The organism is Streptomyces flaveus (assembly GCF_014647675.1).
GTDB classification, from domain to species: domain Bacteria; phylum Actinomycetota; class Actinomycetes; order Streptomycetales; family Streptomycetaceae; genus Streptomyces; species Streptomyces flaveus.
This window is the reverse complement of the sequence record NZ_BMPQ01000016.1, coordinates 1-25,558: the sequence shown is the minus strand read 5'-3', so window position 1 is coordinate 25,558 and position 25,558 is coordinate 1. Positions and strand designations below refer to the sequence as shown.

Sequence of the window (25,558 nt, the reverse complement as noted above, 5' to 3'; positions counted from 1 at the left end):
GGCGCGGGGAACTGCGCGACCAGCCACGACGCACCCGCAGCCGCGACACGACTGTCACCCACCACCCCCTGGGGGCCTGGGGGCGCAGCCCCCAGTTTCGGGAAGGGGCGGGCCTGGGGAAAGAAAACCCCTCACCCACCCCCACGGGGCTCACCCCCGCCCCCGACCCCCCTTAGGGTCAACCAACCCCGCCCGCCGCAGCGCATCCGCCATGGCGCTGTTGCCGGGGGGCGGGGACGCCTGCCGAGACCCGCCCCCACCGCGCCCCTGCTGCTGCCCACGCTGCTGCTGCGGCGCCCGCCCGCCACGCTGCGGACGCCCCCCACCGCGCGCTTCCTTAGGCGCAGCCTCGTCCTCCAGCCGCAGCGTCAGCGAGATCCGCTTGCGCGGAATGTCGACCTCGAGGACCTTCACCTTGACGATGTCGCCGGACTTCACGACGTCACGCGGATCCTTGACGAACGTCTTGGACATCGCGGAGACGTGCACCAGGCCGTCCTGGTGGACACCGACGTCCACGAACGCTCCGAACGCTGCCACGTTCGTCACAACGCCCTCAAGGATCATCCCGGACGTCAGGTCGGAGATCTTCTCCACGCCCTCCTTGAAGGTCGCCGTCTTGAAGGCCGGGCGAGGGTCACGCCCCGGCTTCTCCAGCTCCTTCAGAATGTCCGTCACCGTCGGCAGACCGAACGTCTCGTCCACGAAGTCGGTCGGCTTCAGCGAGCGCAGCACACTCGTGTTGCCGACCAGCGAGGCCACCTCACTGCCCGCCGTCTTCACCATCCGCCGCACCACGGGATACGCCTCCGGGTGCACGCTCGACGCGTCCAGCGGGTCGTCACCGCCCCGGATCCGCAGGAAGCCCGCGCACTGCTCGTACGCCTTCGGACCCAGCCGCGCCACGCTCTTCAGCTCTGACCGCGACTTGAACGGGCCGTTCGCGTCGCGGTGCGCCACGATGTTCTCCGCGAGTCCGGAGGTGATGCCGGAGACCCGGGAGAGCAGCGGCGTGGAGGCGGTGTTCACGTCCACCCCGACACCGTTCACACAGTCCTCGACCACCGCGTCCAGCGACCGTGACAGCTTCACCTCGGACAGGTCGTGCTGGTACTGCCCGACGCCGATCGACTTCGGGTCGATCTTCACCAGCTCGGCGAGCGGGTCCTGCAGGCGCCGCGCGATGGAGACGGCGCCGCGCAGCGACACGTCCATGCCGGGCAGCTCCTGCGAGGCGAAGGCCGAGGCCGAATAGACGGAGGCGCCGGCCTCGGACACCATTACCTTCGTGAGCTTCAACTCCGGGTGCTTGGCGATGAGTTCACCGGCGAGCTTGTCCGTCTCCCGGGACGCCGTGCCGTTGCCGATCGAGACCAGCTCGACCGCGTGCTCCTTGGCGAGCCGCGCGAGCTTGGCGACGGCCTCGTCCCACTTGTTCTGCGGAACGTGCGGATAGATGACGTCCGTGGCGACGACCTTGCCGGTCGCGTCGACGACGGCCACCTTCACGCCCGTACGGAAACCGGGGTCGAGCCCCAGCGTCGTGCGCGTGCCCGCCGGGGCGGCGAGCAGCAGGTCGCGCAGGTTCGCCGCGAAGACGTTGACCGCCTCGTCCTCGGCGGCCGTCCGCAGCCGCATCCGCATGTCGATGCCGAGGTGCACGAGGATGCGGGTGCGCCAGGCCCAACGGACCGTGTCCTGCAGCCACTTGTCGGCGGGGCGGCCCCGGTCGGTGATTCCGAAGCGGTGCGCGACCATCCCCTCGTACGAGGAAGGACCGTCCGTCGGCTCCTCGGGCTCCAGGACGAGGTCGAGGACCTCCTCCTTCTCCCCGCGCAGCATGGCGAGGATGCGGTGCGAGGGCAGCTCCGTGAAGGGCTCGGCGAAGTCGAAGTAGTCGGCGAACTTGGCGCCCGCCTCCTCCTTGCCCTCCCGCACCTTGGCCGCGAGCCGCCCGCGCACCCACATGCGCTCGCGCAGCTCGCCGATCAGGTCGGCGTCCTCCGAGAACCGCTCGGTGAGGATCGCGCGGGCACCGTCGAGGGCCGCCTGCGGATCGGCCACGCCCTTGTCGGCGTCCACGAACGCCGCTGCCGCGGCCAGGGGATCGACGGTCGGATCGCCGAGCAGGCCCTCGGCCAGCGGCTCAAGACCCGCCTCGCGCGCGATCTGCGCCTTCGTCCGCCGCTTCGGCTTGAACGGCAGATAGATGTCCTCCAGGCGCGCCTTCGTCTCGGCGCCGCGGATCCGCGCCTCCAGTTCGTCGGTGAGCTTGCCCTGCTCGCGCACCGACTCGAGGATCGCAGTCCGCCGCTCCTCCAGCTCCCGCAGATAGCGCAGCCGCTCCTCGAGCGCGCGCAGCTGCGCGTCGTCGAGCATCTCGGTCGCTTCCTTGCGGTAGCGGGCGATGAAGGGCACCGTCGAACCGCCGTCGAGCAGCTCCACGGCAGCCCTGACCTGCCGCTCCCGTACGCCGAGCTCCTCGGCGATCCTGCCTTCGATGGACCCTACGAGGGGTGTCGTCACGATCCCGTACCGCCTTCTTCACTGAGGTTGCGCGGCAATTGTGGCAGGTGGCACCGACAACGGGGGATCAGGGCGGCGCCAGAGCATCAAGAGAGCCGGACACGCCCTCGGCGGGTCCGGCTCCGAAGGCGGTCCGCGGTCAGATCCTGCGGGCCCGCCCGGTGCGTCGTGTCGAGTGCGAGGCGCCGCCGAACAGCCGGGCAAGGGCCCGGAACGGCAGCGTCACCACTGTGGCGAGCGCCCCGCCAATCTGTCGCAACACGTCAGCGATCGCACGGAGCACGTGCTTCTCCTTTCGTCTCCCGGCCCGTTCGGTCGCGGCCTGGGACGTCCGGGTACCTCGGAGAACACTTCTGATGCGTGGGCCTCCGGCGGTTGGATCACTCAGCCCTTGCCGATCATGTCCTCGGGAAACGCCCCCGCCGCGAGCGACGTCATGAGGAACCCCGTCGCCAGCTCCCGCAGACGCTCCACGTGTGCCGCGCCCAAGTGCTCGTACGGGGCCTGGTCCAGACGGTCCGTGTCCGACTCGATGGCTCGGCGCAGTTCGACGCCGGACGTCGTCAACTCGCCCTCGGCGTCGAGCAGTCCACGCTTCCGGAGCCGACCGGCCGCGGCATCCCAGTCCGCCCGCCGCCAGCCACGCGTGGCGAGGACCCACCTGGGCGACATGCCCTTGCCGGTCGCGGTGTGGCTCACCAGCGCCTCCACGGGGTCGAGTTCCGCGCCGAGCAGCACCGTGAGGTGCCCGTCTCCGCGGTGCTCGCGCAGCAGCGTGGCCGCGTGCCACAGGGCGAGGTGCGGTTCGTCGGGTACGGGCAGGTCCGCGTGCGCCGCGTACAGCGGGCGCGCGGTCCGTACGCAGGCTTCGGTCGCCCGCAGCGCCAGCTCCGCCGCCTCGGCCATCTCCCGGGACCCGATCACCTCGTCACCGAGCAGCCGCCGCAACGTCGCGTCGGCGGCACGCGCGCGTGCCGCGAGCACCGCCTGCGGCGACGCGGTCCGCCACACCTCGGGTACGTGCTTCGCCACCAGCTCATGGCGGAAGTTGTAGAACGTCGCGGTCACCACACCCGCACTCACCGCCCCCATGGCCGCGGCCCGCGCCGCGAAGTACGCGGCATCGCGGTCGGTGACCCCGAGATCGGCCAGCTCCCGCCCCAGATCCGGCGAGAAGTAGTGCGCGGAGTGAAGCGGATTGAGGACGTTGTGGCAGCGCCGTCCGGCGCGCTCCTGCAGAGCACTGGTCATGAGCCGCAGGCTAACCGACTGCTCAGTACGAGCGGAATGCCCGGCCGTCGATCCTCCTCGGCAGACTCCCGCGGCCGGGTCGTCGGCGTGGCAGGAAAGGTGGGGTGCTCGTCATTGCGGCCGTCGCAGTGCGCGCCAAGAATCGAGCACATGGCACCCCGAACCGTTCTCGTCGTCCTCTTCGAGGGCATCCAGAGTCTCGATGTCACGGGCCCCGTGGAGGTCTTCGCGGGCGCCGAGACCGGCCACCCCGGTACGTACCGCATCCGCACGGCCACCCTGGACGGCGCCCCCGCGCGCGCCACCAGCGGCCTCACCCTGGTCCCGGACCACGCCCTCGCCGACGCTCCCGCCCCGCACACCCTGCTCGTCCCGGGCGGCAACGGCACCCGGAACCCGGACCCGGACCTCGTCGACTGGCTGCGTGAGCACGGCCCGCGCGCGGAGCGCCTGGTGTCCGTCTGCACCGGCGCGCTCCTGCTCGCCGCCGCGGGCCTCCTGGACGGCCGCCGGGCGACGACCCACTGGGCGTCCTGCGACATGCTCGCCCGCGACCACCCGGCGATCGACGTCGACCCGGACCCCATCTTCGTACGCGACGGGAACGTGGCGACCTCGGCGGGCGTCACCTCCGGCATCGACCTCGCCCTCGCGCTCGTCGAGGAGGACCTCGGCCGCAAGACCGCCCTCGCCATCGCCCGCCATCTGGTCGTGTTCCTCCGACGCCCGGGAAACCAGGCGCAGTTCAGCGCCCAGCTCGCCGCGCAGACCGCACAGCGCCAACCGCTCCGCGATGTTCAGCAGTGGATCAGCGAACATCCCGGCGGGCACCTGACCGTCGAGTCGCTCGCCGCCCGCGCCAACCTCTCCCCGCGCCACTTCGCCCGCGCCTTCCAGACGGAGACGGGCATGACCCCGGGCCGGTACGTCGACCGCGTCCGTCTCGAACACGCCCGGCGTCTGTTGGAGGACACCCCCGACGGCATCGAGGAGATCTCCCGCGCCTGCGGCTACGGCACCCCGGAGTCGATGCGCCGCGCCTTCCTACGGACCCTCGGTGCGGCCCCGGCGGAGTACCGCCGCCGCTTCCGCCCCGTGCCCGCGCCCACTCACTGAAGCTCGCTGAAGGGAACCCCATGCAGATCGCGATCGTCCTCTACGACCGCTTCACCGCCCTGGACACGGTGGGCCCGTACGAGATCCTGAGCCGCCTCCCCGACGCGGAAACGGTCTTCGTCGCCGAGGAGACCGGCCCCGTCCGTAACGACACCGGAACCCTGGCGATGACCGCTGACAGGACCCTCGCGGAGGTGCCGGATCCCGACATCGTGCTGGTCCCGGGAGGTCCCGGCCAGAGCGACCAGATGGACAACGAGACCCTCCTGGGCTGGCTGCGGGCCGTCGACAGCTCCAGCACCTGGACGACCTCCGTGTGTACGGGCTCCCTGCTGCTCGCCGCCGCCGGACTTCTGGAGGGCCGCCGCGCGACCTCGCACTGGCTGGCCCTCGACGAGCTGAAGCGGCTCGGCGCCGAGCCCACGGGAGAACGGGTGGTCTTCGACGGCAAGTACGTCACCGCGGCCGGCGTCTCCTCCGGCATCGACATGGGCCTCGCCCTGCTGGGCCGCATCGCGGGCGACGAGCGCGCCCAGGTCGTCCAGCTGGCGACGGAGTACGACCCGCAGCCGCCCTACGACGCAGGATCCCCGCAGAAGGCGCCCGCACACCTCGTCGACGCCCTGCGCGCGAGGAGCCGCTTCATCCTGACGTGACCCCGACTGGTCCCACCCTGGGGGCGAGAGGTCACACGCTCCACGTGAAGCGTGGCTGCCGGCGCTCCAGAAAAGCGGCGACACCCTCCGAGGTGTCGCCGCTCCCGCGCGCCTGCTCGGCCCAGTACGCGTCCCGGTCCATGCGGCCGTCCGCGAACTCCTTCGCCGCGGCCTGTGTCAGCTGCGAGCGCGTGGCCAGTACGCGCGTGAACTCCGCGATCCGCTTGCCGAGTTCGCCCTCCGGCAGTACCTCGTCCACCAGGCCGGTCCGCAGCGCGCGCTCCGCGTCGATCAACTCGCCCGAGAACAACAGGTACTTGGCGGTGGGGGGCCCCACCAGCGACACCAACCGCCGCGTGGACGAAGCCGCATACACGATCCCCAGCTTCGCCGGAGTGATCCCGAACAGCGCGCCCTCGTCCACGAACCGCAGATCGCACGCCGCCGCGAGCTGGCATCCGCCGCCCACGCAGTGGCCGCGCACCGCGGCGAGCGTCGGCTTGGGAAAAGCCGCGAGCGCGTCCTCGGCGCGTACCGCAAGACCCTGCGCCTCGTCGGCGGAGCCCCGCAGTGTCGAGATGTCGGCCCCGGCGCAGAAGGTCCCGCCCTCACCGGTGAGCACCAGCGCCCGTACGACGGGGTCGGCGGCCAGCGCGTCGAGCAGCGGCGGCAACGCCGCCCACATGCCGGCCGTCATGGCATTGCGCTTCGCCGGATGGTGAATCACGACGGTGGCGACCCCGTCGGTGACGCTGTGCAACAACTGCGGCTCCATACGCCGGATGCTATCCGTACGCGTACAACCCGAAGAGTTCCGAATTCGGTACAAGGGGGGCAGGGAGTTGTCGCGCGGGCTCTCGATGTCATACGAGGTCGGTCAGAAAACGCCGATATTCGCCGACTTCTGTACAGCTCTTGGGTATGCACCGCTGCGTTACCAACACTTGACACGTGGTGACAATCGAGCGCAAGGGTGGCGACCGGACGATGGACGACGATGGGCGGGGGCCCGGCCCACGCCCTGAAGGCGGCGGGGACACGAACGCCGACAGAAGACCGCCCGAGCCGCTGCCGTACGAGGGAGTCTGGCGGTTCACCGCTCCCTCCGTCGACGCCTCGGTGCCACAGGCGCGGCACGCCGTCCGCGATCTGCTGGCCCGCCAGGGCGTGCCCGCCTCGGACGACCTCGTCCAGGGGCTGCTGCTGATCGTCTCCGAGCTGGTGACCAACGTGGTGCGGCACGCGGCGCTGCTCTCGCCGATGCTCGCCGTGGAGGTCGCCGTCGGAGCCGAGTGGGTGCGGGTCTCCGTCGAGGACAACCACCCCTACCGCCCGACCGCTCTGGAGGCCGACCACGCCCAGACCGGCGGCCGCGGCCTGCTCCTGGTGACCGAGATCACCAAGGAGGCGGGCGGCGTATACGACGTCGAACACACCGCGACCGGCGGCAAGGTCATCTGGGCAGCCCTGCCCCTCAAGCCCGCGCCCTAGTCCCAGTCACCAGCCCGCGGTCGGGCCCGTCATCTCCCTGACCGCCGGGCGGGCCGCGTCCAGGACCGTCATGAACCATGCGGAGAACGGGTCCCTGGCGTGCCGTTCCGTCAGCTCGGCGGCCGTCACGAAGGCTGTCGTGCCGACCTCCTCCGGATCCGGCCGCAGCGGCGACTGGGTCATGCCGACGAAGAGGTGGTTGAACTCCTGCTCCACCAGACCGGAGTGCGGGTCCGGGTGGTTGTAGCGGACGGTGCCCGCCTCGGCGAGCAGCGACGGCGAGACCCCGAGCTCCTCGTACGTGCGTCGCGCAGCCGCCGCGAAGGGCGCCTCACCGGGGTAGGGGTGGCCGCAGCAGGTGTTGGACCAGACGCCGGGGGAGTGGTACTTGCCGAGCGCGCGCTGCTGCAACAGCAGTCGGCCCCGCTCGTCGAACAGGAACACCGAGAACGCCCGGTGCAGTTGTCCGGGCGGCTGATGCGCGGCGAGTTTCTCCGCGGTACCGATCGTCGTGCCGTCCTCGTCGACCAGTTCCAGCAGGATCGCTTCGGCGGAGCCGTTCGACGAGGTGTGCGTCGCGGTGCCACGTGTGATCGGCATACCCATCCTTCGCATCGGTCTACGAGCCCCAAGTCTGCCGTACTGAACCGGCACTCCTGACATCACGCGGTGTCCTGCTTGTCCGGTTCCGCCGCGCGGCCGAACCGGAGCGCTCCGCTGGGAATGCGGTACGAAGCTGCGGGTCCGTTGTGGCTGGTCGCGCCCACGCGGCGGAGCCGCAAATCGATACAGCCCCGCGCCCCTAAGAGGCCTGCGGCCTCCTTAGGGGCGCGCGGTACGGCACGTACGACGGCTGCTCCGGCGCCCTGCGGCGCGAGGAGCCGGAATGCGCGATCAACCGCCGTGGTGGAGCCGCCAGCCCCGCCACGCCGACTCCACCATCTCGCGCACCCCGCGCCGCGCCGTCCAGCCCAGTTCCTTGGCGGCCAGCGCGGCCGAGGCCACCGCGCGCGGGGCGTCGCCAGGGCGGCGCGGCTCGACGATCGCGGGGCGGGTGTCGCCGGTGACCTCGCCGATGAGCGTCACGAGCTCGCGTACCGAAACGCCCTCACCGCGGCCGATGTTCACCGTCAGATCGCCCGTCGCGCCGGCCGCGGTCAGCCGCCGGGCCGCCGCGAGGTGCGCCTCGGCGAGATCGGCGACGTGGATGTAGTCGCGTACGCAGGTGCCGTCCGGAGTCGGATAGTCGTCGCCGAAGATCCGCGGGGCCTCGTCGCGAGTGAGCCGGTCGAAGACCATCGGTACGACGTTGAAGACGCCGGTGTCGGCCAGTTCGGGTGCCGCCGCGCCCGCCACGTTGAAGTAGCGCAGGCACACGGTCGCGATGCCGTGTGCCCGGCCCGCCGCGCGCACCAGCCACTCACCGGTGAGCTTTGTCTCGCCGTACGGGCTCATCGGGGCACAGGGGGTGTCCTCCGTGATGAGGTCCACATCCGGGTTGCCGTAGACGGCCGCGGACGAGGAGAAGAGGAAGCGCTCGATGCCCGCCTCGGCGACCGCCTCGAGGAGGGTTGCGAGGCCGCCGACGTTCTCCTGGTAGTAGTGCGTGGGCTGGGCCACGGACTCGCCGACCTGCTTGCGAGCGGCGAGATGCACCACTCCCGTCACCGTGTGTTCAGCGAACGTCCGCTTCAGTAGCTCTCCGTCGAGCGATGAGCCCTGAATGAGAGGGATGTCCGTCGGCAGCCGGTGGGGAACGCCGGCCGAGAGATCGTCGAGCGCGATGACCCGCTCTCCCGCATCGGCCATGATCCGCGCCACATGCGCACCGATATAGCCCGCTCCACCGGTAATCAGCCATGTCATGGTCCTTCACCCTATGCCGGACGGATCGGCTCCGGTGCGGGCCGGGATTCTTGCCCTGAAAAGCACCGTTCTGGGACCGCGATTTGGGCGCGGGGCCCCGATCCTTGATGATGATCGCAGCGGACGCGGCTCACAGATCATGCTGATCGGGCCGTGAACAGGCGGTGAACGGCAGCTTCCCATCATCCGATAGCCTCTGCCGACACGCCGCCCTGGGCCCCGCCCGGGGCGCCCCCCATCGCGTACATGCCCGGCGCCGCGGATGCGTCGGAACCCAGGGAGTGAGTTCGTCTGTCGACCGCCATCCTCACCGGTCAGCCGGTCCCCGGATCGTCGCTCGAGGGCGATCTGCGGTCGCTCGGCTTCGACGTGCGGGTCGCCTCCGACGCGGCCGACGCCGAGACGCTCCTCGCCGCCGTACCCGCTGACCAGCGGGTCGCCGTCGTCGACGCCCGCTTTGTGGGCCACGTCCACGCGTTGCGCCTCGGGCTCACCGACCCCCGCTTCGACGCCGCCGCGATCCCCGGCGCCGTGACCGTCCGTCCCGCCGCCCGTCCCGCGCTGGACCGCGCGCTGCGCACGGCCGCCGGGGACGCCTCGAACGGCTCCGTGGTCGTCGGTATCGTCGCCGACCGCGTCGCCGAACTGCTCGACACCGAACTGCACCGCCCCGAACTCGGCGAACTCGTCGCCGAAGTCCCCCGCGACCCGCAGGCCCGCAACGAAGCCCGGCAGGCCGTGGCCGCCGTCGACGACGAGGCGATCAGGCTGCGTACGGCCGTGAAGTCCCGCGACGGCTTCTTCACGACGTACTGCATCAGCCCGTACTCCCGCTATCTCGCCCGCTGGTGCGCCCGCCGCGGTCTGACCCCGAACCAGGTCACCACGGCCTCGCTGTTCACCGCGCTGATCGCGGCGGGCTGCGCGGCGACCGGCACCCGCGCCGGCTTCGTCACCGCCGGACTGCTGCTCCTCTTCTCCTTCGTCCTGGACTGCACGGACGGACAGCTCGCCCGCTACTCGCTGCAGTACTCCACGCTCGGCGCCTGGCTCGACGCGACCTTCGACCGTGCCAAGGAGTACGCCTACTACGCGGGCCTCGCGCTCGGCGCGGCCCGTGGCGGCGACGACGTATGGGCCCTGGCTCTCGGCGCGATGGTTTTGCAGACCTGTCGACATGTCGTCGACTTCTCCTTCAACGAGGCGAATCACGACGCCACCGCCAACACCAGCCCCACCGCTGCCCTCTCCGGCAGGCTCGACAGCGTCGGCTGGACGGTCTGGGTGCGCCGGATGATCGTCCTGCCGATCGGCGAACGCTGGGCGATGATCGCCGTGCTCACGGCGGTCACGACGCCGCGGATCACCTTCTACGCGCTGCTCATCGGGTGCGCGTTCGCGGCGACCTACACCACGGCGGGGCGCGTCCTGCGGTCCCTGACCCGCAAGGCCCGGCGTACCGACCGGGCGGCGCGGGCGCTGGCGGACCTCGCGGACAGCGGCGCGATCGCTCAGGCACTGGCGCGGCTGTTGAAGAAGCTGCCCGCCAAGCCCCCGTTCGGAGCGCGCGTTCTCGTCGCACTGTCCGGCGCTGTGATCCTCGTAGCCGCCGCCTGCCTTGAGCCGTACGGCAGTTGGCTGCCCGTCCTCGCCGCCGTGCTCTACACGCTGACCTCGGCCGCGGCCGTCGCCCTGCCCCTCAAGGGCGCCCTCGACTGGCTCGTTCCGCCCCTCTTCCGCACCGCCGAATACGTCACCGTCCTGGTGCTGGCAGCCAAAGCGGACGTAAACGGAGCCTTGCCCGCGGCTTTCGGCCTGGTGGGCGCCGTCGCCTACCATCACTACGACACGGTGTACCGCATCCGCGGCAACGCCGGCGCGCCGCCGAACTGGCTGGTGCGGGCGATCGGCGGGCACGAAGGCAGGACGCTGCTGGTCACCGTTCTGGCCGCGCTGCTCGCCGCCACTGATTTCAAGGTCGCGCTCACGGCACTCGCCGTGGCTGTGGCCCTCGTGGTGCTCGTGGAGAGCATCCGCTTCTGGGTGACCGCTCACAAACTTGGCGCACCCGCCGTACACGATGAAGGAGAACCCGCATGATCGGCCTCGTGCTGGCGGCAGGCGCCGGACGGCGTCTGCGCCCCTATACGGACACCCTGCCCAAGGCGCTGGTGCCGGTGGGCCCGGAAGGCAACGAGGACAGCATCACCGTGCTCGACCTCACCCTCGGCAACTTCGCCGAGATCGGCCTGACCGAGGTCGCGATCATCGTCGGCTACCGCAAGGAGGCCGTCTACGAGCGTCGTGAGGCGCTGGAGCAGAAGTACGGCGTCAAGATCACCCTCATCGACAACGACAAGGCCGAGGAGTGGAACAACGCCTACTCCCTGTGGTGCGGGCGTGACGCCATCAAGCACTCGGTGATCCTGGCCAACGGCGACACCGTGCACCCCGTCTCCGTCGAGAAGACCCTGCTCGCCGCCCGCGGCGACGGCAAGAAGATCATCCTGGCCCTCGACACGGTGAAGTCCCTCGCCGACGAGGAGATGAAGGTCGTCGTCGGCCCCGAGGGCGGCATGACGAAGATCACCAAGCTGATGGACCCGGCCGAGGCGACCGGTGAGTACATCGGCGTCACCCTCATCGAGGGCGAGGCCGCCGACGAGCTGGCCGACGCCCTGAAGACGGTCTTCGAGACCGACCCGCAGCAGTTCTACGAGCACGGCTACCAGGAGCTCGTGAACCGCGGCTTCCGCATCGACGTGGCGCCCATCGGCGACGTCAGCTGGGTCGAGATCGACAACCACGACGACCTCGCCAAGGGACGTGTGATCGCGTGCCAGTACTGACGAGGCTCATCCCCTCGCCGGTCGTCGTGGACATCCGTCCGGGCGCGCTCGATGATCTGGCGACGATCCTGTCGGACCAGCGCATCGCGCCGTCGGGCCGGTTGGCCTTCGCTATCAGCGCCGGCTCCGGCCAGGCGCTGCGCGACCGGTTCGCCCCCGCGTTCCCGGAGGCCGACTGGTTCTGCGACGCCGACGGCACCATCGACGGCGCCGTACGGCTCGCCGACTCGATCAAGAAGGGCGGTCACTACGACGCCGTGGTCGGGCTCGGCGGCGGCAAGGTCATCGACTGCGCCAAGTACGCTGCCGCACGCGTTGGCCTGCCGTTGGTGGCCGTGGCCACCAACCTCGCGAACGATGGCTTGTGCTCACCCGTGGCCACGCTCGACAACGACGCGGGCCGTGGCTCGTACGGCGTGCCCAACCCGATCGGGATCGTCATCGACCTCGATGTCATCCGCGAGGCTCCGGTGCGATTCGTACGGGCCGGAATCGGCGATGTGATCTGCAAGATCTCCGCCGTGGCCGACTGGGAGTTGTCGCACCGGGAGAACGGCGAGCAGGTCGACGGACTGGCCGCCGCCATGGCCCGCCAGGCCGCGGAGGCCGTGCTGCGCCACCCAGGAGGTGTCGGCGAGGACACCTTCCTGACGACGCTCTCCGAGGCGCTGGTTCTGTGCGGCATTTCGATGTCGGTGGCCGGCGACAGCCGCCCCGCATCCGGCGCCTGCCACGAGATCAGCCACGCCTTCGACCTGAGCTTCCCCAAGCGCAGCGCCCTGCACGGCGAGCAGTGCGGCCTCGGCGGCGCGTTCGCCACGTTCCTGCGGGGCGACCACGAGACAGCCGGGCACATGGCCGAGGTGCTGCACCGCCACGGGCTGCCCGTCCTCCCGGAGGAGATCGGCTTCAGCCTGGACGAGTTCGTCCAGGTGGTGAAGTTCGCCCCGAAGACCCGGCCCGGCCGCTACACGATCCTCGAGCACCTCGACCTGTCCGCCGACCAGATCAGGGACGCATACGCCGACTATGCAAAAGCCATCGGTAGCTGAGCTCCGCCCGGTCGTGCACCCCCCGGGTGTGAAGGACCGGCGGAGCGGCGAGCACTGGGCCGGCCGGCTCTACATGCGCGAGCTCTCGCTGCGTATCGACCGGCACCTGGTGAACACGAAGGTCACGCCCAACCAGCTGACCTACCTGATGACCGTCTTCGGCGTCCTCGCCGCCCCGGCCCTGCTGGTGCCGGGGATCCCGGGCGCCGTGCTCGGCGTGCTGATGGTCCAGCTCTACCTGCTGTTCGACTGCGTCGACGGCGAACTCGCCCGCTGGCGCAAGCAGTACTCGCTCGCCGGCGTCTACGTGGACCGGGTCGGCGCCTACCTGTGCGACGCCGCGGTCCTCGTCGGCTTCGGGCTGCGCGCCGCCGACCTGTGGGGCAGCGGGCGGATCGACTGGCTGTGGGCCTTCCTCGGCACCCTCGCCGCTCTCGGCGCGATCCTGATCAAGGCCGAGACCGACCTCGTAGGCGTTGCCCGGCACCAGACCGGGAAGCCGCCGGTCCAGGAGTCGGCCTCCGAGCCGCGCACCTCCGGGATGGCGCTGGCCCGCAAGGCCGCCGCCGCGCTGAAGTTCCACCGGCTCGTCCTCGGCGTCGAGGCCTCGCTGCTGATCCTGGTCCTGGCGGTCCTGGACACGGTCAGGGACGACCTGTTCTTCTCGCGGCTCGGCGTCGCCGTGCTGGCAGGCATCGCGCTCCTGCAGACCCTGCTGCACCTGGTGTCCATCCTGGCGTCGAGCAGGCTGAAGTGAGCTCGGCCATGAAGGTCGGTGCGGTGATCATCACCATGGGCAACCGCCCCGACGAACTCCGCGCCCTCCTCGACTCGGTCGCCAAGCAGGACGGCGACCCGGTCGAGGCGGTCGTGGTGGGCAACGGCTCCCCGGTCCCGGACGTCCCCGAAGGCGTACGGACCATCGAGCTGCCCGAGAACCTCGGCATCCCCGGAGGCCGCAACGTCGGTATCGAGGCTTTCGGCCCCGGCGGCACCGACGTGGACGTCCTGATGTTCCTGGACGACGACGGCCTGCTCGCCCGCAACGACACCGCCGAGCTGTGCCGCCAGGCCTTCGAGGCCGACCCGAAGCTCGGGATCATCAGCTTCCGCATCGCCGACCCCGACACCGGTTCCACTCAGCGCCGCCACGTCCCGCGTCTGCGCGCCGCCGACCCGATGCGCAACTCCCGTGTCACCACCTTCCTCGGCGGCGCCAACGCGGTCCGTACGAAGGTCCTGGCCGAGGTCGGCGGATTGCCCGACGAGTTCTTCTACGCCCACGAGGAGACCGACCTCGCCTGGCGCGCCCTCGACGCCGGCTGGATGATCGACTACCGCGCGGACATGGTGCTCAACCACCCCACGACCGCCCCTTCCCGGCATGCCGTCTACCACCGCATGGTGGCCCGCAACCGCGTCTGGCTCGCCCGCCGCAATCTGCCCGCCCCGCTGGTCCCCGTGTACCTCGGCGTCTGGATGCTGCTCACCCTCGCCCGCCGCCCCTCGCGACCTGCGCTGAAGGCCTGGTTCGGCGGCTTCAAGGAGGGCTGGACCACCGCCTGCGGCCCCCGGCGCCCCATGAAGTGGCGTACGGTATGGCGCCTGACTCGACTGGGCCGCCCACCCGTCATCTGACAAGCTCGGTATCTGAGAGCATTCGGCGGTACCCGGTCCCTGGCTCCTGCCTAGGCCCGACCAGGCTGCGCACATTGAGGACGAAAGTTTCCATCTGTGAGTGAGACAACGCATGACGGGTCAGTCGCGGTGAGCGTCCCCCCGTCGCCCGATGACGGGCTCTCCGCGGCGGACCTCGCCGCCAAGTACGGGCTCTCCGTGAGCGGTGCCCGGCCCGGACTCGTCGAGTACGTCCGCCAGCTCTGGGGACGGCGTCACTTCATCCTCGCCTTCTCCCAGGCGAAGCTCACCGCCCAGTACAGCCAGGCGAAGCTCGGGCAGCTGTGGCAGGTGGCGACGCCGCTGCTGAACGCGGCGGTCTACTTCCTCATCTTCGGCCTGATCCTCCAGGCCGACCGGGGCATGGGCATCAAGGTCTACATCCCGTTCCTCGTGACCGGTGTCTTCGTCTTCACCTTCACGCAGAGCTCGGTGATGGCCGGCGTCCGGGCGATCTCCGGCAACCTCGGCCTGGTGCGCGCGCTGCACTTCCCGCGCGCCTCGCTGCCGATCTCGTTCTCGCTGCAGCAGCTCCAGCAGCTGCTGTTCTCGATGCTCGTGCTGTTCTGCGTCACGATCGGCTTCGGCAGCTACCCCTCGCTCAAGTGGCTGGCGATCCTCCCGATCCTGGCCCTGCAGTTCCTGTTCAACATGGGTCTCGCGATGATCATGGCGAGGCTGGGCAGCAAGACGCCGGACCTCGCGCAGCTGATGCCGTTCGTGCTGCGTACGTGGATGTACGCGTCCGGCGTGATGTTCTCGATCCCGCTCATGCTCGAAGGCCGCGACCTGCCGCTCTGGATCACGGACGTCCTGCAGTGGAATCCGGCCGCCATCTACATGGACCTGATGCGCTGGACGCTGATCGACGGCTACGAGTGGGACGTCAATCTGCCGCCGTTCGCCTGGCTGGTCGCCGTCGGCTGGGCCGTACTCGTTGCCGCGAGCGGGTTCGTGTACTTCTGGAAGGCTGAGGAGCGGTACGGCCGTGGCTGAACAGATCACCGATTCCCGGATCCCCACCGTCATCGCCGACGATCTGCACATCGTCTACCGCGTCAACGGCGCCAAGACCGGCAAGGGCAGCGCCACCGCCGCCCTCAGCCGCATACTCAAGCGAGGCGGCGAGGAGCGCGGCGTCCGCAAGGTGCACGCCGTGCGCGGTGTCTCCTTCGTCGCCTATCGCGGCGAGGCCGTCGGCCTGATCGGCTCCAACGGCTCCGGCAAGTCCACGCTGCTGCGCGCCATCGCCGGACTGCTGCCCGCCGAGGAGGGCAAGGTCTACACCGACGGCCAGCCCTCGCTGCTCGGCGTGAACGCGGCCCTGATGAACGACCTGACCGGCGAGCGGAACATCATCCTCGGTGGCCTCGCGATGGGCATGTCCCGCGAGCAGATCCGCGAGCGCTACCAGGAGATCGTCGACTTCTCCGGCATCAACGAGAAGGGCGACTTCATCACGCTGCCCATGCGGACGTACTCCTCCGGCATGGCCGCCCGCCTGCGGTTTTCCATCGCCGCCGCCAAGGACCACGACGTCCTGATGATCGACGAGGCGCTCGCGACCGGCGACCGCTCCTTCCAGAAACGCTCCGAGGCCCGCATCCGCGAGCTGCGCAAGCACGCGGGCACGGTGTTCCTCGTCAGCCACAACAACAAGTCGATCCGTGACACCTGCGACCGTGTCCTGTGGCTGGAGCGCGGCGAGTTGCGTATGGACGGCCCGACCGACGAGGTCCTCAAGGAGTACGAGAAGTTCACCGGCAAGTAGCCCGGCCACACCCTCCTGACCCCGCCGGAACGCTTCGGCGGGGTCTCGCGTGCGGAGCTCGGGCACGGCTTGTGCAGGGGATGATCAAGTCGGGCAAAGAGGAAGCCAACTCTGGTTCGCCGCAGGAAGCTTGACGCCAATCGGTGCGTTGTTGTGATGTGCAGGACACCCAGGGGAAGCACGGAACGTTGTACAACGTAAGCTGTACCGGTGCTTATTCGCGGCAAGTAGGGCGATAATGCGCGAGACCGGCGCCCCGCGAAGGCGCGGACGTCCGGGCGGCGTGTCCGAAATGGGCGCATATTGGGTCAGCGGTGTAGAACGGGAGACGTGACGGCAATGGCTACGGAAACTCTCCAGCTCCCCGAAGCGTGTGCCGTCCCCGTACCGGGCAGCGAGCGGTGACGGCAGCCGGCACGGCGCGCGCCTCCGACTCGGAGCGCACCACCCTCGACAAGGCCGCGGACGAGAACTTCCCCGTGGCCCCCTTCTTCCTGCCCAGGGCCTGGCGCGCCGACCTCATGGCCGTGTACGGCTTCGCCCGTCTCGTCGACGACATCGGCGACGGCGACCTGGCCCCCGGCGGAGCCGACGCCCGCCTCCTCGGTGTGTCCCCCGAACAGGCCGAGGACCGCCTGGTCCTCCTCGACGCCTTCGAGGCCGACCTCCGCAGGGTCTTCGACGCGACCCCGCGCCACCCCCTCCTGCGCCGCCTCCAGCCGACGGTCCGCCGCGCCGGCCTCAGCCCCGAGCCGTTCCTCGGCCTGATCGCGGCCAACCGCCAGGACCAGCTCGTCAAGCGGTACGAGACGTACGACGACTTGCTCGCCTACTGCGAGCTGTCCGCCAACCCCGTCGGCCGCCTCGTCCTCGCCGTCACCGGCACCTCGACGCCCGAGCGGGTGCGCCGCTCCGACGCCGTCTGCACCGCGCTCCAGATCGTCGAGCACCTCCAGGACGTCAGCGAGGACCTCGGCCGCGACCGCATCTATCTGCCCGCCGAGGACATGAAGCGCTTCCATGTCCAGGAGGCGGATCTCGCCATGGCCACAGCAGGCGCATCAGTGCGCGCACTGGTCGCGTACGAAGCAGAACGCGCCCGGAACCTCCTGAATGAAGGCACCCCCCTCGTGGGTAGCGTCCACGGCAGGCTGAGGCTGCTGCTCGCAGGGTTCGTGGCAGGGGGGAAGGCGGCCATCCATGCGATGGTCGCCGCCGAATACGACGTACTTCCCGGCCCGCCCAGACCCGGCAAGCTCCGGCTGCTGCGCGAGGCGGGCATGACTCTGCGAGGAGAGGGGTGATCCGGACGGTGGAGTCTCCACCACACGTGTCCGCACCGGTACTCGCCGCATACAGCTACTGCGAGGCAGTGACCGGACAGCAGGCCCGTAACTTCGCGTACGGCATCAGACTCCTGCCGACGCACAAGCGCCGAGCCATGTCGGCGCTCTACGCGTTTTCGCGGCGTGTCGACGACATCGGCGACGGCGCGCTCGCACCCGAGGTCAAGGCGGCCCGCCTGGAGGACACCCGGGCGCTGCTCGCCCGGGTCCGGGACCGCTCCGTGGCCGAGGACGACACCGACCCGGTGGCGGTCGCCCTCAGCCACACCGCGGACCACTTCCCCATTCCGCTCGGCGGCCTCGACGAACTCATCGACGGCGTCCTGATGGACGTACGCGGCGAGACCTACGAGACCTGGGACGACCTCAAGGTCTACTGCCGCTGCGTGGCCGGGGCGATCGGGCGGCTATCGCTCGGCGTGTTCGGCACCGAACCAGGGGCGCGGGGAGCCGAGCGCGCGCCTGAGTACGCCGACACACTCGGCCTCGCGCTCCAACTCACCAACATTCTCCGGGACGTTCGCGAGGACGCCGAGGGCGGGCGGACCTACCTGCCCGCTGACGACCTCGCGAAGTTCGGCTGCTCGGACGGGTTCAAGGGAACCACGCCACCGGACGGCTCCGACTTCGCGGGCCTGGTGCACTTCGAAGTGCGCAGGGCCCGCACACTTTTCGCGGAGGGCTACCGTCTGCTGCCCATGCTGGACCGACGCAGCGGCGCCTGCGTCGCCGCGATGGCCGGCATCTACCGCCGACTGCTCGACCGCATCGAGCACGATCCGGAGGCGGTCCTGCGCGGCCGTGTCTCGCTGCCCGGACGCGAGAAGGCGTACGTCGCCATGCGCGGCCTCTCCGGCCTGGACGCCCGGCATGTCTCCCGCCGGACCGTCAGGAGGCGCGTCTGATGGACACTCTGGGCCAAGGTGACACAACTCCCGGGAAACGGTGCGCAACCCTCCGGTCGGTGACGGCGTCCCTGACTTCAACGGCCTGCCGTGCACCGCTCCATCGCCACGGCACGGCCGCGGGGGAGGGTGCACGATGAGCGACACCACGCAGGCCAAGGGGTTCGACGCGGACCGACCGGGCCGACCGGGCGGCCCCGAGCGGGAGGCTGTCGTGGTCGGCGGCGGGCTCGCCGGCATCACCGCCGCGCTGGCGCTCGCCGACGCGGGCGTACGCGTCACGCTGCTCGAAGGCCGGCCACGGCTCGGCGGGCTCGCCTTCTCCTTCCAGCGCGGCAAGCTCACCGTGGACAACGGCCAGCATGTGTACCTGCGCTGCTGCACCGCATACCGCTGGTTTCTCGACCGCGTCGACGGAGCCGAACTCGCACCGCTCCAGGACCGGCTCGACGTGCCCGTACTCGACCTGGAGAAACGGGCGGGCAGCCGGCTCGGCAGACTACGACGCGACGCGCTGCCCGTACCGCTGCATCTCGGACGCAGCCTCGCGACCTACCCGCATCTCTCGCTCGCCGAGCGCGCCAAGGTCGGACGTGCCGCGCTCGCGCTCAAGGCACTCGACCTCGCCGACCCGGCCCTCGACACCGAGGACTTCGGCAGCTGGCTGACCCGGCACGGTCAGTCGGCGCGTGCCGTCGAAGCACTGTGGGACCTCGTCGGGGTCGCCACCCTCAACGCGGTGGCCGGCGAAGCCTCGCTCGGGCTCGCCGCGATGGTGTTCAAGACCGGTCTGCTGTCCGACCCGGGCGCGGCCGACATCGGCTGGGCGCGCGTCCCACTGGGCGAACTGCATGATCTGAGGGCGCGCAAGGCGCTCGACTCCGCGGGCGTCCGTACCGAACTGAGAACACGGGTCACCTCCATCTCCCAACACGAGAACGGACGCTGGAGGGTTCAGGTTCCCGGCGAGACGCTCCACGCCGACGCGGTCGTCCTCGCCGTACCCCAGCGCGAGGCCCACGATCTGCTGCCCGAGGGCGCGCTCGACGCCCCCGAGCGGCTGCTCGAGATCGGCACCGCGCCCATCCTCAACATCCATGTCGTGTACGACCGCAAGGTGCTCGGCAAGCCGTTCTTCGCCGCGCTCGGCACCCCCGTGCAGTGGGTCTTCGACCGGACCGAGGCATCAGGCCTCACCGAGGGCCAGTACCTCGCCCTGTCGCAGTCGGCCGCACACGACGAGATCGACGCACCCGTCTCCCAGCTGCGCGAGCGCTACCTGCCGGAACTGGAGCGGCTGCTGCCGGGCACACGCGGCGCCGAGGTACGGGACTTCTTCGTGACCAGGGAGCGCACCGCGACGTTCGCTCCGACCCCCGGCGTCGGGCGGCTGCGGCCCGGCGCCCGCACCAAGGCACCCGGCCTCTACCTGGCCGGAGCGTGGACCGCCACAGGGTGGCCCGCGACCATGGAGAGTGCGGTCCGCAGCGGCGTGAGTGCGGCCGGTGCCGCGCTGAGCGCCCTGGGCCGGCCTCGCGATCACCTCTTCGAGCTATTCGAGGAGGCGGCGTGACGCTTTATCCGAGCAGAGCAGGCTCCCGCACCCCCCGTATCGCAAATAGAGGAGAGACTGTGCCCACTGTGCCCCCGGCACCAACGCCCGCTCGAGGGACCTCGGTGGACGTGACCGCGCTCCTGGAGCGCGGCCGGACCCTGGCCACACCGGTACTGCGGGCGGCCATCGACCGCCTGGCCCCTCCCATGGACACTGTCGCCGCCTACCACTTCGGCTGGATCGACGCCGAGGGCAACCCCGCGGACGGCGACGGCGGCAAGGCCGTACGCCCCGCGCTCGCCGTCCTGTCCGCGCAGGCCGCCGGAGCCGCCCCCGAGGTGGGCGTACCGGGTGCCGTCGCCGTTGAACTGGTGCACAACTTCTCGCTGCTGCACGACGACCTGATGGACGGCGACGAACAGCGCCGCCACCGCGACACCGTATGGAAGGTGCACGGTCCCGCCCAGGCGATCCTCGTCGGCGACGCCCTGTTCGCCCTGGCCAACGAGCTGCTCCTGGAACTCGGCACCGTCGAGGCGGGCCGCGCCACCCGCCGCCTCACCAGCGCCACCCGCGCACTGATCGACGGTCAGGCGCAGGACATCTCCTACGAGCACCGGGAGCGGGTCACCGTCGAGGAGTGCCTGGAGATGGAGGGCAACAAGACGGGCGCCCTGCTCGCCTGCGCCTGCTCCATCGGCGCCGTGCTCGGCGGCGCCGACGACCACACGGCCGACACGCTGGAGAAGTACGGCTACCACCTCGGCCTCGCCTTCCAGGCCGTGGACGACCTGCTGGGCATCTGGGGCGACCCGGAGGCCACCGGCAAGCGGCCCTGGAGCGATCTGCGCCAGCGCAAGAAGTCCCTGCCGGTCGTGGCCGCTCTCGCGGCGGGCGGACCGTCCTCCGAGCGGCTCGGCGAGCTGCTCGCCGAGGACGCCAAGGCCAGCGACTTCGAGAACTTCTCCGAGGAGGAGTTCGCCGCGCGCGCCGCGCTCATCGAGGAGGCGGGCGGCCGCGAGTGGACCGCCCAGGAGGCCCGCCGCCAGCACACGACCGCCATCGACGCCCTGGACTCGATCCCGATGCCGGACCGGGTACGGGCCGAGCTGGTGGCGCTCGCCGACTTCGTCGTCGTACGAAAGAGATGATCACTATCGGTCGAACAAGCCTCGCGTAGTCGCCGGCCGGTGCCGCGGGAGAACGAGCACCGGCCGACGGCGGACCCACAGCAGAGACGTAGCACTGCACGAAGGGGAAGCCATGACAGCGACGACCGACGGAAGCACCGGGGCACTGCCGCCCCGCGCAGCCTCGGCCAACGAAACACTCAAGACGACTCCCGTGGCGGCCGGGAGCCTGGACGTATCGGACGCCGCCCAGCGCGCGATACAGCGCGCCACCGATTTCCTGCTCGCCACGCAGGACGCCCAGGGCTGGTGGAAGGGCGACCTCGAGACGAACGTCACGATGGACGCCGAGGACCTGCTGCTCCGCCAGTTTCTGGGCATCCTCGATGAGAAGACGACGCACGCCGCCGGACTGTTCATCCGCGGCGAGCAGCACGAGGACGGCACCTGGGCCACGTTCTACGGCGGGCCAGGCGAACTCTCCACCACCATCGAGGCGTACGTCGCGCTGCGGCTGGCCGGTGACAGCCCGGAAGCGCCGCACATGGCGAAGGCCTCGGCCTGGATCCGTGCACAGGGCGGTATCGCCGCGGCCCGGGTCTTCACCCGGATCTGGCTGGCCCTGTTCGGCTGGTGGAAGTGGGACGACCTGCCCGAACTCCCGCCGGAGCTCATCTACTTCCCCAAGTGGATGCCGCTCAACATCTACGACTTCGGGTGCTGGGCCCGGCAGACCATCGTGCCCCTCACCATCGTCTCGGCGAAGCGCCCGGTGCGGCCCGCGCCGTTCCCGCTGGACGAGCTGCACACCGACCCACGCAACCCGAACCCCATCAAGCCGCTTGCCCCGGCGGCCAGTTGGGACGGCGTCTTCCAGCGGCTCGACAAGGCGCTGCACGTCTACCGGAAGGTCGCGTCGCGCCGACTGCGCAAGGCCGCCATGAACAGCGCCGCCCGCTGGATCATCGAGCGGCAGGAGAACGACGGCTGCTGGGGAGGCATCCAGCCACCCGCCGTGTACTCGGTCATCGCGCTGCACCTGCTGGGCTACGACCTCGAACACCCGGTGATGCGCGAGGGATTGGCGTCGCTGGACCGTTTCGCCGTATGGCGCGAGGACGGAGCCCGGATGATCGAGGCCTGCCAGTCGCCGGTGTGGGACACCTGCCTCGCGACCATCGCACTCGCCGACGCGGGACTGCCCGCCGACCATCCGCAGCTGGTGAAGGCCGCGGACTGGATGCTCGGCGAGGAGATCGTACGGCCCGGCGACTGGTCCGTGCGCAGGCCTCAACTGCCGCCCGGCGGCTGGGCGTTCGAGTTCCACAACGACAACTACCCCGACATCGACGACACCGCCGAGGTCGTCCTCGCGCTGCGCCGTGTCAAGCACCACGACCCGGAGCGCGTCGAGAAGGCCATCGGACGCGGGGTGCGCTGGAACCTCGGCATGCAGTCGAAGAACGGCGCGTGGGGCGCCTTCGACGTCGACAACACCAGCTCCTTCCCCAACCGGCTGCCGTTCTGCGACTTCGGCGAGGTCATCGACCCACCGTCCGCCGATGTCACCGCGCACGTCGTGGAGATGCTCGCCGTCGAGGGACTGTCCCACGATCCCCGCACCCGGCGGGGCATCGAGTGGCTGCTCGCCGAACAGGAGGCGAACGGCTCCTGGTTCGGCCGCTGGGGCGTCAACTACGTATACGGCACAGGGTCGGTGGTGCCCGCGCTGGTCGCCGCCGGACTGCCCGGCTCGCATCCGGCGATCCGCCGTGCCGTCGACTGGCTGGAACTGGTGCAGAACGAGGACGGCGGCTGGGGCGAGGACCTGCGCTCCTATCGCTACGTCGCCGAGTGGAGCGGCCGGGGCACCTCCACCGCCTCGCAGACCGCCTGGGCCCTGCTCGCGCTGCTCTCGGCGGGGGAGCGGGAGTCCAAGGCCGTGGAGCGTGGGATCGCCTGGCTCGCCCAGACCCAGCGGGAGGACGGCACCTGGGATGAGCCGTACTTCACCGGCACCGGGTTCCCGTGGGACTTCTCGATCAACTACCACCTCTACCGGCAGGTCTTCCCGCTGACCGCCCTCGGCCGGTACGTCCACGGCGAACCGTTCACCGGCCCACAGACGAAAGGGAGTTGATGTCCACGACACCTGCCGCCGCCCCGCTGCTGATCGCCTGCGCGCTCGGCATCGAACGCCTTGCCCTGCGCGGTGGCGCTCGCGGTGGCGCGGCAGGCGGTGCGGCAGGCCCAGTCACCGTGCTGCGTACCGGCATGGGACCCCTGGCCGCCGACCGAGCGGTCGACCGGGCGCTCGCCGACCCGGCGCTGAGGGACGCGGCCGTCCTGGCCACGGGCTTCTGCGCCGGACTCGCGCCCGGGATGCACCCCGGTGACCTGGTCGTCGCCGAGGAGACCCGGGACGCGCGGGGCCACACCCCCTGCGTGGGCACCGACCTGCTCGTCAAGGAACTGGTGCGTGCCGTGCCCGGGCGCACCGTCCACACCGGACCGCTCACCGGCTCCGACCACGTCGTCCGCGGACACGAACGGTCGGAACTGCTCACGATCGGCGCAATCGCGGTCGACATGGAGTCGGCGGCCACACTCCACAGCGCCCTCCGCGCGGGCGCACGCCCGGTTGCGGCCGTCCGGGTGGTCGTGGACGCTCCAGAACATGAACTCGTCCGGATCGGCACGATACGCGGTGGAATATCAGCTTTCCGCGTACTTCGTGCCGTCCTTCCCGCTTTTTTCGAATGGCACCGTTCTTTGCTGCTCCCCAGGAGGTGAGCCAGATGGCCATGCCACTCCGCCAGACCATCAAGGTCGCGACATATCTCTTCGAACAGAAGCTGCGCAAGCGGGACAAGTTTCCGCTGATCGTCGAGCTGGAACCGCTGTACGCCTGCAATCTGAAGTGCGAGGGCTGCGGCAAGATCCAGCACCCGGCCGGAGTGCTCAAGCAGCGCATGCCGGTGGCGCAGGCCGTGGGGGCGGTGCTCGAATCCGGTGCTCCGATGGTGTCCATCGCCGGCGGCGAACCCCTGATGCACCCGCACATCGACGAGATCGTGCGGCAGCTGGTGGCCAGGAAGAAGTACGTCTTCCTGTGCACCAACGCCATGCTGCTGCGCAAGAAGATGGACAAGTTCAAGCCCTCGCCGTTCTTCGCGTTCGCCGTGCACATCGACGGTCTGCGCGAGCGGCACGACGAGTCCGTCGCGAAGGAGGGTGTGTTCGACGAGGCCGTGGCGGCCATCAAGGAGGCCAAGAAGCGCGGCTTCCGGGTCACCACCAACTCGACCTTCTTCAACACCGACACCCCGCAGACCATCATCGAGGTGCTCAACTTCCTCAACGACGACCTGAAGGTCGACGAGATGATGATCTCGCCCGCGTACGCCTACGAGAAGGCGCCCGACCAGGAGCACTTCCTCGGCGTCGAGCAGACCCGCGAACTGTTCAAGAAGGCCTTCGCGGGCGGCAACCGGCTGCGCTGGCGGCTCAACCACTCGCCCCTGTTCCTCGACTTCCTCGAGGGCAAGGTCGACTTCCCGTGTACGGCGTGGGCGATCCCCAACTACTCGCTGTTCGGCTGGCAGAAGCCCTGCTATCTGATGAGCGACGGGTACGTCACGACGTACAAGCAACTCATCGAGGACACCGACTGGGACGCCTACGGCCGGGGCAAGGACCCGCGCTGCGCCAACTGCATGGCGCACTGCGGCTACGAGCCGACCGCCGTCATGGCCACCATGGGCTCCCTCAAGGAGTCGCTGCGGGCCGCCCGCGAGACCGTCTCCGGAAACCGCGGGTGACGCCGTGACCGCCATTTCCCTGGGGGTCCCCGAGTTGCCGGTCCGGCCGATCGCGAAGCGCCGTGTCTCGCGGCAGATCCAGGTCGGGCCGGTGGCGGTCGGGGGAGACGCGCCGGTGTCGGTGCAGTCGATGACGACGACGCGTACGTCGGACATCGGTGCCACGTTGCAGCAGATCGCCGAGCTGACGGCGTCGGGCTGCCAGATCGTCCGGGTGGCCTGCCCGACGCAGGACGACGCGGACGCGCTGCCGGTGATTGCCCGGAAGTCGCAGATCCCGGTGATCGCGGACATCCATTTCCAGCCGAAGTACGTGTTCGCCGCGATCGAGGCGGGCTGTGCCGCGGTGCGGGTGAATCCGGGCAACATCAAGCAGTTCGACGACAAGGTGAAAGAGATCGCGCGGGCCGCCAAGGACCATGGCACGCCGATCCGGATCGGGGTCAACGCCGGGTCGCTGGATCGCCGTCTGCTGCAGAAGTACGGCAGGGCGACGCCCGAGGCGCTGGTCGAGTCCGCCTTGTGGGAGGCGTCGCTGTTCGAGGA

The 25,558-nt window shown here is 70.2% G+C and carries 25 protein-coding genes; 19 read left to right on the top strand and 6 right to left on the bottom strand.

The window, feature by feature from the left end:
* Nucleotides 1-150: 150 nt before the first annotated feature.
* The 3 genes from IEZ21_RS27535 to IEZ21_RS27530 all read right to left on the bottom strand — a co-directional run bounded on the left by IEZ21_RS27535 (nucleotide 151) and on the right by IEZ21_RS27530 (nucleotide 3,777).
* The gene (locus IEZ21_RS27535; RefSeq protein WP_189324578.1) at nucleotides 151-2,526 is read right to left on the bottom strand and encodes a Tex family protein; all 2,376 of its coding nucleotides are present in this window, start codon (nucleotides 2,524-2,526) and stop codon (nucleotides 151-153) included.
* A gap of 139 nt (nucleotides 2,527-2,665) precedes the next feature.
* A complete protein-coding gene (locus IEZ21_RS48490; RefSeq protein WP_281399532.1) occupies nucleotides 2,666-2,809 on the bottom strand; it encodes an LPFR motif small protein in 144 nt (47 codons plus the stop codon).
* A gap of 101 nt (nucleotides 2,810-2,910) precedes the next feature.
* Nucleotides 2,911-3,777 (bottom strand): SCO6745 family protein, encoded by an 867-nt coding sequence (locus IEZ21_RS27530; RefSeq protein ID WP_189324577.1) that lies wholly within the window; start codon nucleotides 3,775-3,777, stop codon nucleotides 2,911-2,913.
* 150 nt (nucleotides 3,778-3,927) lie between these two features.
* On the opposite strand from IEZ21_RS27530, the gene IEZ21_RS27525 reads away from it, so the two are divergent.
* On the top strand, nucleotides 3,928-4,893 hold the full coding sequence (locus IEZ21_RS27525; protein ID WP_189324576.1) for a GlxA family transcriptional regulator: 966 nt from the start codon (nucleotides 3,928-3,930) through the stop codon (nucleotides 4,891-4,893).
* Between the two features lie 20 nt (nucleotides 4,894-4,913).
* Nucleotides 4,914-5,549, top strand: a complete 636-nt coding sequence (locus tag IEZ21_RS27520) for a DJ-1/PfpI family protein (protein WP_189324575.1) — start codon at nucleotides 4,914-4,916, stop codon at nucleotides 5,547-5,549.
* Between the two features lie 31 nt (nucleotides 5,550-5,580).
* Here the strand turns inward: IEZ21_RS27520 and IEZ21_RS27515 are convergent, their stop codons facing one another.
* On the bottom strand, nucleotides 5,581-6,324 hold the full coding sequence (locus IEZ21_RS27515) for an enoyl-CoA hydratase/isomerase family protein (protein WP_189324574.1): 744 nt from the start codon (nucleotides 6,322-6,324) through the stop codon (nucleotides 5,581-5,583).
* Nucleotides 6,325-6,536: 212 nt separating this feature from the next.
* Between IEZ21_RS27515 and IEZ21_RS27510 the strand changes: the two genes are divergently transcribed.
* The gene (locus IEZ21_RS27510) at nucleotides 6,537-7,040 is read left to right on the top strand and encodes an ATP-binding protein (protein WP_189324717.1); all 504 of its coding nucleotides are present in this window, start codon (nucleotides 6,537-6,539) and stop codon (nucleotides 7,038-7,040) included.
* 6 nt (nucleotides 7,041-7,046) lie between these two features.
* On the opposite strand, the gene idi is transcribed toward IEZ21_RS27510, so the two are convergent.
* Both idi and galE read right to left on the bottom strand, forming a co-directional pair.
* Nucleotides 7,047-7,640, bottom strand: a complete 594-nt coding sequence (idi, locus tag IEZ21_RS27505) for an isopentenyl-diphosphate Delta-isomerase (protein WP_033327184.1) — start codon at nucleotides 7,638-7,640, stop codon at nucleotides 7,047-7,049.
* Nucleotides 7,641-7,934: 294 nt separating this feature from the next.
* Nucleotides 7,935-8,906, bottom strand: a complete 972-nt coding sequence (galE, locus tag IEZ21_RS27500; RefSeq protein WP_189324573.1) for a UDP-glucose 4-epimerase GalE — start codon at nucleotides 8,904-8,906, stop codon at nucleotides 7,935-7,937.
* A gap of 291 nt (nucleotides 8,907-9,197) precedes the next feature.
* Here galE and IEZ21_RS27495 point away from each other — a divergent pair, with 291 nt between their 5' ends.
* From IEZ21_RS27495 to IEZ21_RS27425, 16 genes are all read left to right on the top strand, one after another.
* Nucleotides 9,198-11,006: a DUF5941 domain-containing protein gene (locus IEZ21_RS27495; protein ID WP_189324716.1), complete on the top strand. Its 1,809-nt coding sequence runs from the start codon at nucleotides 9,198-9,200 to the stop codon at nucleotides 11,004-11,006.
* Nucleotides 11,003-11,755 carry a phosphocholine cytidylyltransferase family protein gene (locus IEZ21_RS27490; RefSeq protein WP_033327190.1) on the top strand — a complete coding sequence of 251 codons (753 nt, stop codon included), beginning with the start codon at nucleotides 11,003-11,005 and terminating at the stop codon, nucleotides 11,753-11,755. Before IEZ21_RS27495 ends, IEZ21_RS27490 begins: the two co-directional genes overlap by 4 nt.
* A complete protein-coding gene (locus IEZ21_RS27485) occupies nucleotides 11,743-12,807 on the top strand; it encodes an iron-containing alcohol dehydrogenase family protein (protein ID WP_189324572.1) in 1,065 nt (354 codons plus the stop codon). Before IEZ21_RS27490 ends, IEZ21_RS27485 begins: the two co-directional genes overlap by 13 nt.
* A complete protein-coding gene (locus IEZ21_RS27480; RefSeq protein ID WP_189324571.1) occupies nucleotides 12,785-13,564 on the top strand; it encodes a CDP-alcohol phosphatidyltransferase family protein in 780 nt (259 codons plus the stop codon). Before IEZ21_RS27485 ends, IEZ21_RS27480 begins: the two co-directional genes overlap by 23 nt.
* Entirely contained in the window at nucleotides 13,561-14,445 is an 885-nt protein-coding gene (locus tag IEZ21_RS27475; RefSeq protein ID WP_189324570.1) for a glycosyltransferase family 2 protein, read from the top strand. The genes IEZ21_RS27480 and IEZ21_RS27475 overlap by 4 nt, the downstream gene beginning before the upstream one ends.
* A 96-nt stretch (nucleotides 14,446-14,541) precedes the next feature.
* Complete coding sequence (locus IEZ21_RS27470; RefSeq protein ID WP_033327198.1) at nucleotides 14,542-15,480, top strand: ABC transporter permease; 939 nt, start codon at nucleotides 14,542-14,544, stop codon at nucleotides 15,478-15,480.
* Nucleotides 15,473-16,255: an ABC transporter ATP-binding protein gene (locus IEZ21_RS27465; RefSeq protein WP_189324569.1), complete on the top strand. Its 783-nt coding sequence runs from the start codon at nucleotides 15,473-15,475 to the stop codon at nucleotides 16,253-16,255. The genes IEZ21_RS27470 and IEZ21_RS27465 overlap by 8 nt, the downstream gene beginning before the upstream one ends.
* Nucleotides 16,256-16,656: 401 nt before the next feature.
* Nucleotides 16,657-17,559 carry a squalene synthase HpnC gene (gene hpnC, locus IEZ21_RS27460; protein ID WP_189324568.1) on the top strand — a complete coding sequence of 301 codons (903 nt, stop codon included), beginning with the start codon at nucleotides 16,657-16,659 and terminating at the stop codon, nucleotides 17,557-17,559.
* Nucleotides 17,556-18,506, top strand: a complete 951-nt coding sequence (gene hpnD / locus IEZ21_RS27455; protein ID WP_189324567.1) for a presqualene diphosphate synthase HpnD — start codon at nucleotides 17,556-17,558, stop codon at nucleotides 18,504-18,506. The genes hpnC and hpnD overlap by 4 nt, the downstream gene beginning before the upstream one ends.
* The gene (locus IEZ21_RS48895; RefSeq protein ID WP_220450456.1) at nucleotides 18,506-18,646 is read left to right on the top strand and encodes a DUF6380 family protein; all 141 of its coding nucleotides are present in this window, start codon (nucleotides 18,506-18,508) and stop codon (nucleotides 18,644-18,646) included. Before hpnD ends, IEZ21_RS48895 begins: the two co-directional genes overlap by 1 nt.
* Nucleotides 18,643-20,079 (top strand): hydroxysqualene dehydroxylase HpnE, encoded by a 1,437-nt coding sequence (gene hpnE / locus IEZ21_RS27450; protein WP_189324566.1) that lies wholly within the window; start codon nucleotides 18,643-18,645, stop codon nucleotides 20,077-20,079. Before IEZ21_RS48895 ends, hpnE begins: the two co-directional genes overlap by 4 nt.
* 59 nt (nucleotides 20,080-20,138) lie before the next feature.
* Nucleotides 20,139-21,212, top strand: a complete 1,074-nt coding sequence (locus IEZ21_RS27445; RefSeq protein ID WP_246568190.1) for a polyprenyl synthetase family protein — start codon at nucleotides 20,139-20,141, stop codon at nucleotides 21,210-21,212.
* Between the two features lie 112 nt (nucleotides 21,213-21,324).
* Complete coding sequence (gene shc / locus IEZ21_RS27440; protein WP_189324565.1) at nucleotides 21,325-23,331, top strand: squalene--hopene cyclase; 2,007 nt, start codon at nucleotides 21,325-21,327, stop codon at nucleotides 23,329-23,331.
* Nucleotides 23,331-23,984: a 5'-methylthioadenosine/S-adenosylhomocysteine nucleosidase family protein gene (locus IEZ21_RS27435; protein WP_189324564.1), complete on the top strand. Its 654-nt coding sequence runs from the start codon at nucleotides 23,331-23,333 to the stop codon at nucleotides 23,982-23,984. Before shc ends, IEZ21_RS27435 begins: the two co-directional genes overlap by 1 nt.
* Before the next feature lie 5 nt (nucleotides 23,985-23,989).
* The gene (gene hpnH, locus IEZ21_RS27430) at nucleotides 23,990-25,012 is read left to right on the top strand and encodes an adenosyl-hopene transferase HpnH (protein WP_189324563.1); all 1,023 of its coding nucleotides are present in this window, start codon (nucleotides 23,990-23,992) and stop codon (nucleotides 25,010-25,012) included.
* A gap of 4 nt (nucleotides 25,013-25,016) precedes the next feature.
* On the top strand, nucleotides 25,017-25,558 hold a 542-nt coding region (locus IEZ21_RS27425), incomplete at its 3' end, for a flavodoxin-dependent (E)-4-hydroxy-3-methylbut-2-enyl-diphosphate synthase (protein WP_189324562.1).